The organism is Burkholderia sp. 10_S31 (genome assembly GCF_056930375.1).
Genome location: NZ_JBXOWK010000003.1, coordinates 3559495 through 3576260 on the forward strand (window position 1 = coordinate 3559495; position 16766 = coordinate 3576260).

Below are 16766 nucleotides of genomic sequence, written 5' to 3' on the forward strand. Positions count from 1 at the left end.
GATCGATGGTGAACACGGGCGCGCCGGCGCCGCGCCGGTGGCTCGGCTGGCTTTCGCAGGAGCCGGTACTGACGGTACTGGGGCTTGCGCTGATCGTTCTTCAATGGTTGCGCCCGCAACCAATTGCTGCGTTGACCGGTCTCGTCGACTGGCAGACCGTTGCGACGCTCGCGGGTTTGCTGATGCTGACCAAGGCGCTCGAGTTGTCCGGGTGCCTGATGTGGCTCGCACATCGCATCGTGCACCACGTGCATTCCGAGCGCGGGCTCGCGATGCTGCTCGTCGTGTTCGCGGCGGTGCTCGCAATGTGGCTCACCAACGATGTCGCGCTGTTCGTCGTCGTGCCACTGATGGTGTCGCTGCGCGCGCTGACACCGTTGCCGTTCCGTCGGCTCGTGATCGTGGTTGCGCTTGCCGTCAACGCGGGGTCCGTCGCGACGCCGCTCGGCAACCCTCAGAACCTTTTCCTGTGGCAATTGAGCGGCGTGTCGTTCGGCCGCTTCGTCGTCGAGCTCGGGCCGCTTGCCGTCGCGCTGATGGCGCTGCTGCTCGTGCTGACGGCCTGTGCGTTTCGTGCGAAGCCGCTCGACCTGTCGGGAGACGTCGAGGTCGTCCCCGTGCAGCGCATGCACGCGCTGCTCGCGGCGGTGCTGTTCGGTGCGTTCGTGCTGCTGGCCGACGCGCATCATCCGGTGCCGGGCTTGATTGCCGTCGTGATCGCGCTGCTGGTGGCAAGACGTGACGCAGTCCTGAAGATCGACTGGCTGCTGCTGCTGATCTTCGTGCTGATGTTCGTCGTACTGCGCAGCGCGGCCGCGCTGCCCGTCGTCCACGACGCGATCGCGCGGACCCATCTCGATTCGCCGCTGCGCGTGTTCGCGGCGGGCGCAGTGCTGTCACAGGGAATCAGCAACGTGCCGGCGGCGATTCTGCTGTCGGAATTCACGCACGACTGGCGTGCGCTCGCGTTCGGCGTATCGGTCGGCGGCTTCGGTTTCGCGATCGGTTCGCTCGCGAACCTGATCGCGGTGCGTCTCGCGAAAGAGCCGCGCATGTGGCTGCCGTTTCACCTCGTGTCGATTCCGTTCGCGCTCGCGAGTGCGGCACTGGGGGCGTGGTTGCTCGTTCGCTGAGCGATTCGGACAAGGGCGGTGCAGGCGTGCTGCAAGCTTGGCGGGGAGGGCGCATGACGTTCGCGGCCGTTACGAAGCCGAGCTGTTGATAAGTGCGGCGATTCACAGTCAATCTTCTGTGGCGGCGCAACAACTGATTGCGAGCATCGGCCGGCTCGCAGTCGAACGTATTTCGCATATCGCGCTCAACGCGGTGGTCACAGTATTTCCCTTGTTCCGCATCGTCACGCCGGGCCAATTTCCGTGTTTGCGTCACAGCAGAATTTCTGTGGCGATCGCGTCGCACCTGTGGCGCCCGCACCGGACGTCGATGTCAATTCAATGCCCTGTCGCCGGACCTTTTTCAGGCAAGAAATACCGGTGCAAAAATCCCACCTTACAACTGTCATCGTACGTCGTGGATTCGCGCGTTTTTCACATGATGAGGCGTCGTTTTACGCAGGTTTTTGTCGCGTCTAAAGCCTTGAATCACTTGCAACTATCGCTTACAATCGCCCGGATTTGTTAGCTAGGCACCCCTGAAAGCTTTCGGAAAGCTTGGGGCCGGGTTAAGGATTTTGCGGAAGATTGCGATGGCGGGTCAGGCGCCGAACGACAGGCACGATGATCACCGAGCGCAACGCACCGCTTCAGCGGCCGGCGAGCGGCGCGAGTCCGATGGCGACGACTGGGATGCCGAGCAACAAGATAACAACATCGTTCCGCTCACGCGGACGGAAGCCGAGAGGCTGTTCGGTCCGAACGTGAGCAAGCCGTCGCGCGTGACCCCCTACAAGGTGGTGACCGCGCAGGTGGTCTTGTCCCTGGTTGCAACGCTGGCGTGGTGGCTGTTTTCAAAGTCGCCGGGCGCCGCTGCGCAATCCGCGTTTCTGGGCGGGGCGATCGGCTGGGTGCCAAGCGCGTTGTTCGTGGCACGACTGAAGGCAGGTGGCTCGGCCACCGTGATGAGCTGGGTGATGGGCGAAGCCCTGAAGCTCGGCGTGACGATCGGGATGTTCGCCGCAGTGGCGTACGGCTATGCCGGCGTGCACTGGCCTGCACTCCTCGTCACCTACCTCGTCGTGCTGAAGACGTACTGGATCGCGCTGGCCTGGCGGTAAGCAACAAGCAGCGTGCGGTTTCGACAACGAACCGCACCGGCCCGTTCCCGCAATAGCGTATTGCGGAACGGGGCAAAACGATTTTCGACAATTTGGGTGGCATTAACGATATGGCAGCTAGCGAAGGCACGCGCGGTCCGGATCCGTCCGAGTACATTGCGCACCACTTGCAGAATTTCTCCACCTCGCATCAGACGTCGATTTTCGACATTCACGTCTGGAACATCGACACGCTGTTCTGGTCGATCGTGTGCGGCATCGTGACGATCGTCCTGCTGCGTCTGGCCGCCCGCAAGGCGACCTCGGGCGTGCCGGGCCGCTTCCAGTGCGCAATCGAGATGCTGGTCGAAATGGTCGAAGACCAGTCGAAGGCCATCGTTCACGGCAACCGCACCTTCATCGCGCCGCTCGCCCTCACGGTGTTCGTGTGGGTCGCGCTGATGAACGCCCTCGACTTCCTCCCGGTCGACCTGCCGGGCCGCGTGATCGGCCTGCTCGGTCTGTCGGACGTGATTTCCCACCATCGCATCGTCCCGACGGCCGACCTGAACGGCACGCTCGGCATCGCGCTCGGCGTGTTCGTCCTGATGATCTACTACAGCATCAAGATCAAGGGCGCGGGCGGCTTTGTGCATGAGCTGCTGTCGGCCCCGTTTGGCGCCCACCCGCTGCTGTGGATCCCGAACCTCGCGCTCAACATCGTCGAATATCTCGCGAAGACCGTCTCCCTCGGTATGCGGCTGTTCGGCAACATGTACGCGGGTGAGCTGTTGTTCCTGTTGATCGCCCTGCTCGGCAGTATGTGGAGCTTCGGTGGCGACGCAACGTTCCTCGGCTTCGTTGGCCACGTGATCGCGGGCAGCGTCTGGGCAATCTTCCACATCCTGATTGTTCTGTTGCAGGCATTCATTTTCATGATGCTGACGCTGGTGTATCTCGGCCAGGCGCACGACAAGCACTAAGCGCGGCGTGCAAGAAAGAGTTTCCGTTTTAGTTTTTTAAATCTCAGTTCCAAGTCTTTTCACAAAGGAGTGATCATGCAAGCTTACATCGCCAACATCCAGGGTCTGACCGCCATCGGTATCGGCATCATCATCGGCCTGGGTGCAATCGGCGCCTGTATCGGTATCGCGCTGATGGGTGGTAAGTACATCGAAGCCTGCGCACGTCAGCCGGAACTCATCAACCCGCTGCAAACGAAGATGTTCCTGCTGGCTGGTCTGATCGACGCGGCATTCCTGATCGGTGTTGGTGTCGCAATGCTGTTCGCGTTCGCGAACCCGCTCCTGTCGAAGCTCGTCGCAGGCTAAGGTTCCTCGGAAATATGCGTCCGGCGTAAGCCGGCGCAGGGCGGAACGGAGACTTGGGGCGCTGATCGAATGCAACTCGATGAGCGCCTTACCGTTTCATTTTTCCGGAATAGCAGATAAGGAAACACCGTGAATCTCAACGCAACTCTGTTTGCGCAAATGGTCGTGTTCCTGGTCCTCGCGTGGTTCACGATGAAGTTCGTGTGGCCGCCGTTGATCAACGCCCTCGACGAACGTTCGAAGAAGATCGCCGACGGCCTCGCCGCCGCGGAGAAGGGCAAGGCGGAACTCGACGCAGCGCACAAGCGCGTGGACCAGGAACTCGCGCAGGCCCGCAACGACGGCCAGCAGCGCATCGCCGACGCTGAAAAGCGTGCCCAGGCGGTCGCCGAGGAAATCAAGGCCAACGCCCAGGCTGAAGCCGCCCGCATCGTCGCCCAGGCGAAAGCGGAAGCAGAACAGCAAATCGTGAAGGCGCGCGAAGCGCTGCGTGGCGAAGTCGCCACGCTGGCCGTGAAGGGCGCCGAGCAGATCCTGAAGCGCGAAGTCGATCAAACGGCCCACGCCCAACTGCTGAATCAACTGAAAGCCGAGCTCTGATCATGGCCGAACTTGCAACCATCGCCCGCCCTTACGCAGAAGCGCTGTTCCGCGTGGCCGAGGGAGGTGACATCGCCGCCTGGTCCACGCTCGTGCAAGAGCTGGCCCAGGTTGCGCGTCTGCCGGAAGTGCTGTCGGTCGCGTCGAGTCCGAAGGTGACGCGCACGCAAGTGGCCGAGCTGCTGCTTGCTGCGTTGAAGTCGCCGGTCGCGGCCGGCGCCGAAGCGAAGAACTTCGTGCAGATGCTGGTCGACAATCATCGCATCGCGCTGCTGCCGGAAATTGCCGAGCAGTTCGAGGCGCTCAAGAACGAACGCGAAGGTGCAGCCGACGCCGAGATCGTGAGCGCGTTCCCGCTGAACGGCGCGGATCTCGAAAGCCTCGTCTCTGGCCTCGAACGCAAGTTCAAGCGCAAGCTGAAGCCGACGGTCGAAGTCGATTCGTCGCTGATCGGCGGCGTGCGCGTGACGGTCGGCGACGAAGTGCTCGACACCTCGGTTCGCGCGCGCCTCGCATCGATGCAGGCTGCCTTGACCGCCTGAGCGCCACGCCGGCACGCAACAGAATTGACTATCAGGAGCGAATAATGCAACTCAATCCCTCTGAGATCAGCGAGCTGATCAAGAGCCGGATCCAGGGCCTTGAAGCGAGCGCAGACGTTCGCAACCAGGGCACCGTGATCTCCGTGACCGACGGTATCGTGCGTATCCACGGCCTGTCGGACGTGATGCAGGGCGAAATGCTCGAGTTTCCGGGCAACACGTTCGGCCTCGCGCTGAACCTCGAGCGCGACTCGGTCGGCGCGGTGATTCTCGGCGAATACGAACACATCTCGGAAGGCGACATCGTCAAGACGACGGGCCGCATTCTCGAAGTGCCGGTGGGTCCGGAACTCGTCGGCCGCGTGGTCGATGCACTCGGCAACCCGATCGACGGCAAGGGCCCGGTCAACGCGAAGCTGACCGACGCGATCGAAAAGATCGCTCCGGGCGTGATCTGGCGTAAGTCGGTGTCGCAGCCGGTGCAGACGGGCATCAAGTCGATCGACGCGATGGTGCCGATCGGCCGTGGCCAGCGTGAGCTGATCATCGGCGACCGTCAGTGCGGCAAGACCGCAGTGGCGCTCGACGCGATCATCAACCAGAAGGGCAAGGACCTGATCTGTATCTACGTCGCGATCGGCCAGAAGGCTTCGTCGATCATGAACGTGGTTCGCAAGCTCGAAGAAACGGGCGCGATGGAATACACGATCGTCGTCGCCGCTTCGGCTTCGGATTCGGCAGCGATGCAGTACCTCGCACCGTACGCCGGCTGCACGATGGGCGAATACTTCCGCGACCGCGGCCAAGATGCGCTGATCATCTATGACGACTTGACCAAGCAGGCTTGGGCATACCGTCAGATCTCGCTGCTGCTGCGCCGCCCGCCGGGCCGTGAAGCCTACCCGGGCGACGTGTTCTATCTGCACTCGCGTCTGCTCGAGCGTGCTGCTCGCGTGTCGGAAGAGTACGTCGAGAAGTTCACGAACGGCGAAGTGAAGGGCAAGAGCGGCTCGCTGACGGCACTGCCGGTCATCGAAACGCAGGCTGGCGACGTGACCGCGTTCGTTCCGACGAACGTGATCTCGATTACCGACGGCCAGATCTTCCTGGAAACCGACCTGTTCAACGCAGGCATCCGCCCGGCAATCAACGCCGGCGTGTCGGTGTCGCGAGTCGGTGGCGCCGCTCAGACGAAGGTCGTGAAGAAGCTGTCGGGCGGTATCCGTACCGACCTCGCGCAGTATCGTGAACTGGCGGCATTCGCGCAGTTCGCATCGGACCTCGACGAAGCGACCCGCAAGCAGCTCGAGCGCGGCCGCCGCGTGACGGAACTGCTGAAGCAGCCGCAGTACCAGCCGCTGCAGGTGTGGGAACTGGCCGTGTCGCTGTACGCCGCGAACAACGGCTACCTCGACGATCTCGACGTCAAGCAAGTGCTGTCGTTCGAGAAGGGCCTGCGCGACAACCTGAAGACCAGCCACGCTGACCTCATCAAGCGCATCGAAGACACCAAGGATCTCTCGAAGGACGACGAAGGCGCACTGCGCGCGGCGATCGAATCCTTCAAGAAGTCCGGTGCCTATTGATCCGCGAGTGACACACTGAGGCCGCGCGGGTGCTGATGCGCCCGCGCCGCTTCGGTCAAGGAGCAAGCTATGGCTGGAATGAAGGAAATTCGCGGCAAGATCAAGAGCGTGCAGAACACGCGCAAGATCACGAAGGCGATGGAGATGGTGGCCGCATCGAAGATGCGTCGCGCGCAGGAACGCATGCGCGCCGCTCGTCCGTATGCGGACAAGGTCCGTGCCATCGCCGCGCACATGAGCCGCGCGAACCCGGAGTACCGCCACCCGTTCATGGTGGCGAACGAAGGCGCGCAGACGGCCGGCATCATCCTCGTTACGACGGACAAGGGTCTTTGCGGTGGTCTGAACACCAACGTGCTGCGTGCGACGGTGCAGAAGTTCAAGGAGCTGGAAGAGAAGGGCCAGAAGGTCGAAGCTACCGCGATCGGTAGCAAGGGCCTCGGGTTCCTGAACCGCTTCGGCGCGAAGGTGATGTCGCAGGTCGTGCACCTCGGCGACACCCCGCATCTGGACAAGCTGATCGGCGCGGTGAAGACGCAGCTCGATCTGTACTCGGAAGGCAAGCTGTCGGCGGTTTATATCGCTTACACGCGCTTCGTCAACACGATGAAGCAGGAAGCCGTGATCGAGCAGCTGCTGCCGCTGTCGTCGGAGCACTTCGAAGCCGATGACGGTACGCCGGCCACGTCGTGGGACTACATCTACGAACCGGACGCGCAGGCAGTCGTCGACGAACTGCTCGTGCGTTACGTCGAGGCGCTGGTGTACCAGGCCGTCGCGGAAAACATGGCGTCCGAGCAATCGGCGCGCATGGTCGCGATGAAGGCCGCGTCCGACAACGCGAAGACGGTGATCAGCGAACTGCAGCTCGTGTACAACAAGAGCCGTCAGGCCGCGATCACGAAAGAACTGTCGGAGATCGTCGGCGGCGCAGCCGCTGTTTAAGCGCGCGCCCGGGACGACAACTGCGCCTTTGCGCGAGTAAAGAATCAGGTATTTAAAGGAAAAGCGATGAGTACTGCTGCTTTGGTAGAAGGCAAGATCGTACAGTGCATCGGCGCCGTTATCGACGTGGAATTCCCGCGCGACAGCATGCCGAAGATCTACGACGCGCTCATTCTCGATGGCTCGGAACTGACGCTCGAAGTCCAGCAGCAGCTGGGCGACGGCGTGGTCCGTACCATCTGTCTGGGTGCATCCGATGGCCTGCGCCGCGGCCTGACCGTGAAGAACACGGCAAAGCCGATCTCGGTGCCGGTCGGCAAGCCGACCCTCGGCCGAATCATGGACGTGCTCGGCCGTCCGATCGACGAAGCTGGCCCGATCGAAAGCGAAACGACGCGTTCGATCCACCAGAAGGCTCCGGCGTTCGACGAACTGTCGCCGTCGACCGAACTGCTCGAAACGGGTATCAAGGTTATCGACCTGATCTGCCCGTTCGCGAAGGGCGGCAAGGTTGGCCTGTTCGGCGGTGCTGGCGTGGGCAAGACCGTCAACATGATGGAGCTCATCAACAACATCGCGAAGGAACACGGCGGTTACTCCGTGTTCGCGGGCGTGGGCGAGCGTACCCGTGAAGGGAACGACTTCTATCACGAAATGAAGGACTCGAACGTTCTCGACAAGGTCGCGCTGGTGTACGGCCAGATGAACGAGCCGCCGGGCAACCGTCTGCGCGTCGCGCTGACCGGCCTGACGATGGCCGAGCACTTCCGTGACGAAGGCCTCGACGTGCTGTTCTTCGTCGACAACATCTACCGTTTCACGCTGGCCGGTACCGAAGTGTCGGCACTGCTCGGCCGTATGCCGTCGGCAGTGGGCTATCAGCCGACGCTGGCTGAAGAAATGGGCAAGCTGCAAGAGCGCATCACGTCGACCAAGAAGGGCTCGATTACGTCGGTCCAGGCCGTGTACGTCCCTGCGGACGACTTGACCGACCCGTCGCCGGCTACGACCTTCGGCCACCTGGACGCAACCGTCGTTCTGTCGCGTGACATCGCTTCGCTGGGTATCTACCCGGCAGTCGACCCGCTCGACTCGACGTCGCGCCAGATCGACCCGAACGTGATCGGTGAAGAGCACTACTCGATCACCCGTCGCGTTCAGCAGACGCTGCAGCGCTACAAGGAACTGCGCGACATCATCGCGATTCTGGGCATGGACGAACTGTCGCCGGAAGACAAGCTGTCGGTCGCGCGTGCGCGTAAGATCCAGCGTTTCCTGTCGCAGCCGTTCCACGTCGCTGAAGTGTTCACGGGCTCGCCGGGCAAGTACGTGCCGCTGAAGGAAACGATCCGTGGCTTCAAGATGATCGTCGACGGCGAGTGCGACCACCTGCCGGAACAGGCGTTCTACATGGTCGGCACGATCGACGAAGCCTTCGAAAAGGCCAAGAAGATCTCGTAAGGGTTCGAGTGAGTAGTGCAGGCGTGGTCCGGCCGGGATTAACGGTCCGACTGATAATTCCGGCATCCACGCCGACCGCAACACGCTCAACCCGCCGTGCATGGGATCGGTGCAGGCGCGCAAGCGCCCGCTCCGATCGACAGGAGTCGATATGGCAACCATCAAAGTAGACGTCGTCAGCGCGGAAGAGCAGATCTTCTCGGGCGAGGCGAAATTCGTCGCGCTGCCGGGCGAAACGGGTGAGCTGGGTATTCTGCCGGGTCACACGCCGTTGATCACGCGGATTCGTCCGGGTGCGGTGCGCATCGAAGTCGAGGGCGGCAACGACGAATTCGTGTTCGTCGCAGGCGGCATTCTCGAAGTGCAGCCGGGCGCCGTGACGGTGCTCGCCGATACCGCGATCCGCGGCAAGGACCTCGACGCGGCGAAAGCCGAGGAAGCGCGCAAGCGTGCCGAGGAAACGCTGCAGAACGCGAAGTCGGACCTCGACCTCGCAAAGGCGCAATCCGAGCTCGCGACCGCGATGGCGCAGCTCGAGGCGATCCAGCGTCTCGCGAAGATCCGCAGCCGGCACTGAGCCGCGCGCGCGTATCCCGTGAAAGAAAGCAGCCTTCGGGCTGCTTTTTTTTGGTTCGTCGTTTTCGTCTGTTTTTTTGCGGGGGCCAGGTCATATCGTCCGGTCGTGCTATTTCATCCGGCCGCCGTGATTTGATGTCAGAGTGTCGTCAGCGGAGCGCGGCATCATCCGTGCAGAGGCCGCCCGTCGCGATCGCGGCGGAGCAGGCGCGCGTGAGCCGCGTGCCGGGCCGATCAGACAAAAACGGACGGAGACATCGATGGCAGCAGACCTTGGCATGGGGGCGCTGATCGCGCCCGAAAACGGACTGTCGTACGTGCGCGGCGCGACCGACGTGCCGCTATCCGAAGCGACGATCAGCCGGTTCCTGCTCGACACGGCCGGCCGCTTTCCCGATCGTCCGGCCGTCGTGTTCCGCGAACAGCCGGTGCGCTGGAGCTGGCGCGAGTTCGCGCACGAGGTCGACGTGCTTGCGGCGGGCCTGGCCGCGCTCGGGATCGCGAAGGGCGATTGCGTCGGCATCTGGTCGCCGAACCGCAGCGAATGGCTGCTCACGCAGTTCGCGACCGCGCGCATCGGCGCGGTCCTCGTCAACATCAACCCGGCCTACCGGCTCGCGGAACTCGAATACGCGCTGAACAAGGTCGGCTGCAAGGCCGTGATAGCGGCCGAGCGCTTCAAGACGTCGGCGTACGTCGAGATGCTACAGACCATCGCGCCGGAGCTCGCGAGCGCGACGCCGGGCGACCTGCATGCGGCGCGCGTGCCGAGCCTGCGCACGGTCGTATCGATGGGCGAGGTCGCGCCGGCCGGCATGTTCCGCTTCGCGGACGTGATGGCGCGCGGCCGGGACACGCTCGATGTCGCGCGGCTCGACGCGATCGGCGCGACGCTTGCGGCTACCGATCCGATCAATATCCAGTTCACCAGCGGCACGACCGGCAGCCCGAAGGGCGCGACGCTCACGCACCGCAACGTCGTCAACAATGCGCGCTCGATCGCAATGGCGATGCGCTTCAGCGAGCAGGACTCGCTGTGCATCCCGGTGCCGCTGTATCACTGCTTCGGGATGGTGCTGGCCGTGCTCGCATGCGTGTCCAAGGGGGCGGCGATGGTGTTCCCCGGCGAGGCGTTCGACCCGGTCGCGACGCTCGCGGCGGTGGCCGACGAACGCTGCACCGCGCTGCACGGCGTGCCGACGATGTTCATCGCCGAGCTCGATCATCCGGCGTTCGCGACATTCGACCTGTCGACGCTGCGCACCGGGATCATGGCCGGCTCGCCGTGCCCGATCGAGACGATGAAGCGCGTGGTGTCGCAGATGCATCTGTCGGAAATCACGATCGCGTACGGGATGACGGAGACGAGCCCCGTGTCGTTCCAGAGTTCGACCGACGATCCGCTCGAGAAGCGCACGACGACGGTCGGGCGCATCCAGCCGCACCTGGAAGTGAAGATCGTCGATCCGAGCGGCGATATCGTGCCGGTCGGCGCGACGGGCGAGCTGTGCACGAAGGGCTATTCGGTGATGCTCGGCTATTGGGACGACGATGCGAAAACGCGCGAGGTGCTGGTCGACGGCTGGATGCATACGGGCGACCTCGCGACGCTCGACGCGGATGGCTACTGCAATATTGTCGGCCGGCTCAAGGACATGGTGATCCGCGGCGGCGAGAACGTGTATCCGCGCGAGATCGAGGAATTCCTGTTCAGGCATCCGAAGATTCAGAGCGCGCAGGTGTTCGGCGTGCCCGATGCGAAATACGGCGAGGAGCTGTGTGCGTGGATCGTGCTGCGCGCGGACGAGCAGATGACCGAGGACGACGTGCGCGCGTTCTGCAGCGGCCAGATCGCGCACTACAAGATTCCGCGCTACATCCGCTTCGTCGACGAGCTGCCGATGACGGTAACGGGCAAGGTGCAGAAGTTCGTGATGCGCGAGCGAATGATCGACGAACTGAAGCTCGACGTGCAGAAGACCGCTTGAAACGAGCGGACGGCACGGCGGCGGGAAAAGCGCGGCGGCCTTCGGGCCGTTGCGTTTTCGATGGACGAAAAAAAGCGGGCTTATTAGCCCGCTAAAAACCACACGCTACGGGGTTAGCGCGAGGAGACCAAAGATGAAACCGAGTCCGGCGGGGAGCCGGAAACGACTCCAACAGGGATGCCCCTCGGAAGGGCTTCGGTACGTGACCGACTGGCTCGCAGCGCTTCGCGTCCGCTCACACTTGGCACACGAGACCGCATCCGTGTTGAAACCGTTGAGGCCATTGTGGGCGAATTAATGACCCGTCGCGGTAACAAAGTGTTTCAGGTTGTAACGCCCGCCAGATAAGGCTTTCCGGGATTTTTTGCTGTTTTCGGGGTCCTGAAAAAGGTCATATTTACTTATCTTTTCCGCAGAGTTTTCATCGTATGCGCGTAATGCGTTTTTCATGCGTATCGGCACCGATGAATTGCCGATTTACACGCCGGAATGTGCATCGCGCGGCAGATACCGCACATGGCGATTCATTCGTCGGAAAGATTTTGAAACGTGATCGGCGGGCGCAATAGTCGGCCATTCGGCCAATCTCCACGATTTTGCCCCCGCCGCGCGCCGAGCCGATATGTAACTGCGGCGCGCCGGCCGGTTGTCGGCCACCGCCGTTCGCATCGCGTTCGCCGGCAACGGGGTCCGTGCCCGTTATTGGCCGCCGTTGCCGTGCGCGAGTTCGCTTACTTCAGCCATTTGTCGGAGATCGCCTGGTATTCGCCGGTCGACAGCGCGAGGTGCAGCCACTGGTCGACGTACTGCTGGAACACGACGTCGCCGCGCGGCACCATGTACGCCTTTTCGCCGAACTGGAACGGTTTGTCCGGATGCACCGAGCACAGGCCCGGATTCAGCTTTTGCTGCAGCAGCGTCTCGGACGCATCCGTCACCATCACGTCCGCCTTGCCCGCAAGGATCTGCTTGAAGATCGTCACGTTGTCCGGATAGACGCTCAGGTTCGCATGTGTGAAGAACTGTTTCGCAAAGCGCTCGTTGGTGCCGCCCGGGTTCACGATCACACGGGTCTCGGGGCGGTCGATCTGCGCGATGGTCTGGTATTTTGCGGCGTCCGCGCAGCGCACGATCGGCGCCTTGCCGTCGACCACGTACGGCTGCGTGAAGAACACGCGCTTCTGGCGCTCGAGCGTCGTCGATACGCCGCCCACCGCGATGTCGCACTTCGCAACGAAGTCGTTCGTGAGGTTCGACCAGCTCGTCTTCACGAAGTCGGCCTTCACGCCGAGCGATTTCGCGAGCGATTCGGCCATGTCGATGTCGATGCCCTCGAAGCGTCCGTCCGTCCGGTGGTACGAGTACGGCTTGTAGTCGCCCGTCGTGCACACGCGCAGCGTGCCGCGGGCGAGCACGTCGTCGAGCCGCGAGCCGGCGGCGGCCGCGGCAGTCGAGGGCGCGGCGATCTGCGCGTGCGCGGCAGCGCAGCAAAGCATGGTGGCGGTGGCGGCGAGCGCGGCCAGCGTGGCGAATGCCTTCATCGGTCTCCTCCTTCGTTCGGGTTGATATCAGCGTCCGATCATAACGGAGCCATCGCGCGCGTCATATGGCCGCCATCGCATCGGCATACGCAGCCGTGCGCCCGCGCTCCGGTAAAATGCCGCTTTGCCTTCGCATCGTCGCTCCTACCGTGGCCCATAACCTGCTCAACGACACCTTCCTGCGTGCGCTTCTGCGCGAGCCGACCGACTACACGCCGATCTGGCTGATGCGCCAGGCCGGCCGCTATTTGCCCGAATACAACGCGACGCGCGCGCGCGCCGGCAGTTTCCTCGGCCTCGCGAAGAATCCCGACTACGCGACCGAAGTGACGCTGCAGCCGCTCGAGCGCTTCCCGCTCGACGCCGCGATCCTGTTCTCGGACATCCTGACGATTCCCGACGCGATGGGCCTCGGCCTTGACTTCCAGGTCGGCGAAGGGCCGAAGTTCGCGCATCCGGTGCGCACCGAGGCCGATGTCGCGAAGCTTGCGGTGCCGGACATCGAAGCGACGCTCGGCTACGTGACGGGCGCCGTGCGCGAGATCCGCCGCGCGCTGACCGATGGTCAGGGCCGCCAGCGCGTGCCGCTGATCGGTTTCTCGGGCAGCCCGTGGACGCTCGCGTGCTACATGGTCGAAGGCGGCGGGTCCGACGATTTCCGCACGGTGAAGTCGATGGCGTATTCGCGCCCCGACCTGATGCACCGGATCCTCGACGTGAACGCGCAGGCCGTGGCCGCGTACCTGAACGCGCAGATCGAAGCCGGCGCGCAGGCCGTGATGATCTTCGACACGTGGGGCGGCGCGCTGGCGGACGGCGCGTACCAGCGTTTCTCGCTGGACTACATCCGCCGCGTCGTCGCGCAACTCAAGCGCGAGCACGACGGCGAGCGCGTGCCGGTGATCACCTTCACGAAGGGCGGCGGGCTGTGGCTCGAGGAAATCGCGGCGACGGGCGTCGACGCGGTCGGGCTCGACTGGACGGTCAACCTTGGCGCCGCGCGCGAGCGCGTCGCGGGGCGCGTCGCGCTGCAGGGCAACCTCGACCCGACGATCCTGTTTGCGCCGCCGGCCGCGGTGCGCGAGCAGGCGCGCGCGGTACTCGACAGCTACGGCAATCATCCGGGCCACGTATTCAACCTCGGCCACGGCATCTCGCAGTTCACGTCGCCCGACCACGTCGCCGAACTCGTCGACGAAGTACATAGCCACAGCCGCAAGATCCGTAGCGGAGCGGCAGGCTGAGCGCAAGCGCTGTCATGCTGCACTGCGGGATGACAGCGTTTCGCTGTCGGCGCTAAACAGGGCGCAATCCCGCACCGGTTGCCGATTCATGGCTTGTCAAGACTTGACTTATGCACATTTTCCACGTTGCAGCGCGGTAGAGCCCTGTATCGGTCGAATTGTCTCGCTATGGTCTGGGAATTTGAATAGCAGCCTTATGGAATAAGGCTCCGCGGGGCGCGGTGAGCAGCGGGCAAAATCAGCGGAAAGCACGGCCCCGCGCGCTTTGCGGCTGTTGAACGCCGAGTTCTCAACAAAGTTATCCACAGGCTGGTCAGGGTATACGGCGATTCCTAATGCGAATCCAAAACTTAGCGCCGAATCTGAAGTTTTACTTTAAGTTCGTCACCTTGACGCGGACGCGGGAGCAAGCCGTTCGCGCGGCCCGGGTCGCCGCCGGAGCGCGGTGATGGGCGAGACCTACCTGCGTGTCGCGCTCGACCATCCGCTCGCCACCCTGTTCGACTACCGCTGCGACATCCAGCCGGCCCCCGAGCCCGGCTCGCTCGTCCAGGTGCCGTTCGGCAAGCGGCAGGTCGTCGGCCTGATTTGCGAAGTAACGACTCACACCGACGTGCCGCCGTCCCGGTTGCGGGCGATCGACGCAATCTGTACTGAACTGCCGCCGCTGGCGCCGGACTGGCTCGCGCTCGTGTCGTTCGCGGCCGACTATTATCAGCGCGGTCGCGGTGAAGTCGCGCTGCCGGCGCTGCCGCAGGCGCTGCGCGACGCGCAGCGCTGGGGGCGGCTGCTGGCGCCCGAGGTGCGCTATCGGCTGAGCGAAGCCGGCCGCGCCGCGCTTCCCGCCGCACTGCCCGCGCGCGGGGCCGCGCTGCGGCGGCTCGCGCAGGCACTTGCCGACACCGATTCGCTGACGTTGCCCGATGCGCGCGCGTTGCATCCGAAGGCGGCCGTCACGCTCGACGACTGGGCGGCGCGCGGCTGGGTCGCGATCGACGAGATCAGCTGGGCCGATACGCCTGTGCCCAAAGCTGTGGATAACCTGTCGACAACCAGTGGACGAGCTGTGCCGCCGGCGCTCACCGACCAGCAGGCGGAGGCGCTCGACGCGATCCGCGCCGCGCAGGGGTTCGCGCCGTTCCTGCTGCATGGCGTGACGGGCAGCGGCAAGACCGAGGTCTATCTGCATGCGCTCGCGGCGCTGCTCGATGCGCGGCCCGACGCGCAGGCGCTCGTGCTCGTACCCGAAATCAACCTGACGCCGCAGTTCGAGGCCGCGTTTCGCGCACGCTTCGCGGGCACGCTCGCCGACGACGCGATCGTCACGCTGCACAGCGGGCTTGCCGAAGGCGAGCGTGCGCGCAACTGGCTCGCCGCGCATACGGGGCGAGCGCGGATCGTGCTCGGCACGCGGCTCGCGGTGCTCGCGTCGCTGCCGACGCTCGCGCTGATCGTCGTCGACGAGGAACACGAGCCTGCGTACAAGCAGCAGGAAGGGCTTCGCTATTCGGCGCGCGATCTCGCGGTGTGGCGCGCGAAGCATCTCGGCATTCCGGTCGTGCTCGGCTCGGCGACGCCGTCGCTCGAAAGCTGGTGGCAGGCCGAGCAGGGGCGCTACACGCGGCTCACGCTGTCGCGCCGCGCGGTGGCCGACGCGACGCTGCCCACCGTGCGGCTGATCGATCTCGAAGAGGAGCGGCGACGCGGGCGCGCATCGATGGGCGGGCTGTCGGGGCCGCTCGTCGCGGCGCTGAAGGCGCGGCTCGAGCGCGGCGAACAGAGCCTCGTGTTCCTGAACCGGCGCGGTTACGCGCCGCAGCTCGCCTGCGATGCATGCGGCTGGGTCGCAGGCTGCCCGCGCTGCAGTGCGTACGTCGTGCTGCACAAGCCCGAGCATGCGTTGCGGTGCCATCACTGCGGCTGGGAGGCGCGCATTCCGCGATCGTGTCCGGAATGCGGGAACGTCGACATCGCGCCGCTCGGGCGCGGCACGCAGCGCATCGAGGAGGCGCTCGCCGAGGCCGTGCCGGGCGCACGGATACTGCGGATCGACGCGGACAGCACGCGGCGCAAGGGCAGCGCCCAGGCCCTGTTCTCGGACGTGCACGCCGGTGAAGTCGACATCCTGGTCGGTACGCAGATGATCGCGAAGGGGCACGACTTCCAGCGCGTGTCGCTCGTCGGCGTGCTCAATGCGGACACCGCGCTGTTCTCGCACGATTTTCGCGCGAGCGAGCGGCTGTTCGCGCAGCTGATGCAAGTGAGCGGCCGCGCGGGACGCGCCGGGCTGCCGGGCGAGGTGCTCGTGCAGACGCGTTATCCGCGTCACGCGCTGTATCACGCGCTCGGCCGGCAGGATTACGTCGGCTTCGCGAATTCGACGCTCGGCGAGCGCCGCGATGCGCACCTGCCGCCGTTCGTCTACCAGGCGCTGCTGCGTGCCGAAGGGCGCACGCTCGAGGCGGCGCTTGCGTTCCTGCTGCAGGCCGCGGCCGCGTTGCCGGGGCTGCCGGGCGCCGATCGCGTGACCGTCTACGACGCGGTGCCGATGACGATCGTGAAGGTCGCGAACGTCCACCGCGCGCAGCTGCTGCTCGAAAGCGCGTCGCGGGCGGCCCTGCAGCATGCGTTGCGCGCATGGCAGCCGGAGCTGCGCGCGCTGAAGGGCGTGCTGCGGTGGAGCGTCGAGGTCGATCCGCTGGATATCTGAGCGGCGCGTGCCGTGCGTCGCGGCCCGACA

General features: G+C 64.3%; 14 protein-coding genes. 13 read left to right on the plus strand and 1 reads right to left on the minus strand.

Annotated elements, in window-relative coordinates; translation table 11 throughout:
• The first annotated feature begins 5 nt into the window (after window positions 1-5).
• The 11 genes from AC1Z3W_RS36740 (at window position 6) to AC1Z3W_RS36790 (ending at window position 11241) form a co-directional block, all read left to right on the plus strand.
• Window positions 6-1133 (plus strand): SLC13 family permease, encoded by a 1128-nt coding sequence (locus tag AC1Z3W_RS36740; RefSeq protein ID WP_483509484.1) that lies wholly within the window; start codon window positions 6-8, stop codon window positions 1131-1133.
• A gap of 572 nt (window positions 1134-1705) precedes the next feature.
• Entirely contained in the window at window positions 1706-2233 is a 528-nt protein-coding gene (locus AC1Z3W_RS36745; protein ID WP_057927957.1) for an ATP synthase subunit I, read from the plus strand.
• A gap of 110 nt (window positions 2234-2343) precedes the next feature.
• Window positions 2344-3195 (plus strand): F0F1 ATP synthase subunit A, encoded by an 852-nt coding sequence (atpB, locus tag AC1Z3W_RS36750; RefSeq protein ID WP_057927956.1) that lies wholly within the window; start codon window positions 2344-2346, stop codon window positions 3193-3195.
• A 75-nt stretch (window positions 3196-3270) separates the two neighbouring features.
• The gene (gene atpE / locus AC1Z3W_RS36755) at window positions 3271-3543 is read left to right on the plus strand and encodes a F0F1 ATP synthase subunit C (protein WP_021160442.1); all 273 of its coding nucleotides are present in this window, start codon (window positions 3271-3273) and stop codon (window positions 3541-3543) included.
• 129 nt (window positions 3544-3672) lie between these two features.
• Window positions 3673-4143 (plus strand): F0F1 ATP synthase subunit B, encoded by a 471-nt coding sequence (locus AC1Z3W_RS36760; RefSeq protein WP_021160443.1) that lies wholly within the window; start codon window positions 3673-3675, stop codon window positions 4141-4143.
• Between the two features lie 2 nt (window positions 4144-4145).
• Window positions 4146-4685 (plus strand): F0F1 ATP synthase subunit delta, encoded by a 540-nt coding sequence (locus AC1Z3W_RS36765; protein WP_057927955.1) that lies wholly within the window; start codon window positions 4146-4148, stop codon window positions 4683-4685.
• A gap of 44 nt (window positions 4686-4729) precedes the next feature.
• Window positions 4730-6271 carry a F0F1 ATP synthase subunit alpha gene (gene atpA / locus AC1Z3W_RS36770; protein WP_006756467.1) on the plus strand — a complete coding sequence of 514 codons (1542 nt, stop codon included), beginning with the start codon at window positions 4730-4732 and terminating at the stop codon, window positions 6269-6271.
• A gap of 69 nt (window positions 6272-6340) precedes the next feature.
• Window positions 6341-7216, plus strand: coding sequence for a F0F1 ATP synthase subunit gamma (atpG, locus tag AC1Z3W_RS36775; protein ID WP_039351431.1), 876 nt, complete (start codon window positions 6341-6343; stop codon window positions 7214-7216).
• Window positions 7217-7282: 66 nt separating this feature from the next.
• Complete coding sequence (gene atpD, locus AC1Z3W_RS36780) at window positions 7283-8677, plus strand: F0F1 ATP synthase subunit beta (protein ID WP_011350527.1); 1395 nt, start codon at window positions 7283-7285, stop codon at window positions 8675-8677.
• A gap of 151 nt (window positions 8678-8828) precedes the next feature.
• Window positions 8829-9254 carry a F0F1 ATP synthase subunit epsilon gene (locus AC1Z3W_RS36785; protein WP_006477288.1) on the plus strand — a complete coding sequence of 142 codons (426 nt, stop codon included), beginning with the start codon at window positions 8829-8831 and terminating at the stop codon, window positions 9252-9254.
• Window positions 9255-9513: 259 nt separating this feature from the next.
• Window positions 9514-11241 carry an AMP-binding protein gene (locus AC1Z3W_RS36790; protein ID WP_057927953.1) on the plus strand — a complete coding sequence of 576 codons (1728 nt, stop codon included), beginning with the start codon at window positions 9514-9516 and terminating at the stop codon, window positions 11239-11241.
• A 731-nt stretch (window positions 11242-11972) separates the two neighbouring features.
• Here AC1Z3W_RS36790 and AC1Z3W_RS36795 read toward each other — a convergent pair.
• Window positions 11973-12782, minus strand: coding sequence for a transporter substrate-binding domain-containing protein (locus AC1Z3W_RS36795; protein ID WP_057927952.1), 810 nt, complete (start codon window positions 12780-12782; stop codon window positions 11973-11975).
• 149 nt (window positions 12783-12931) lie between these two features.
• On the opposite strand from AC1Z3W_RS36795, the gene hemE reads away from it, so the two are divergent.
• On the plus strand, window positions 12932-14026 hold the full coding sequence (gene hemE, locus AC1Z3W_RS36800; protein ID WP_282434887.1) for a uroporphyrinogen decarboxylase: 1095 nt from the start codon (window positions 12932-12934) through the stop codon (window positions 14024-14026).
• A gap of 448 nt (window positions 14027-14474) precedes the next feature.
• A complete protein-coding gene (locus AC1Z3W_RS36805; RefSeq protein WP_483509485.1) occupies window positions 14475-16736 on the plus strand; it encodes a primosomal protein N' in 2262 nt (753 codons plus the stop codon).
• Window positions 16737-16766 lie beyond the last annotated feature (30 nt).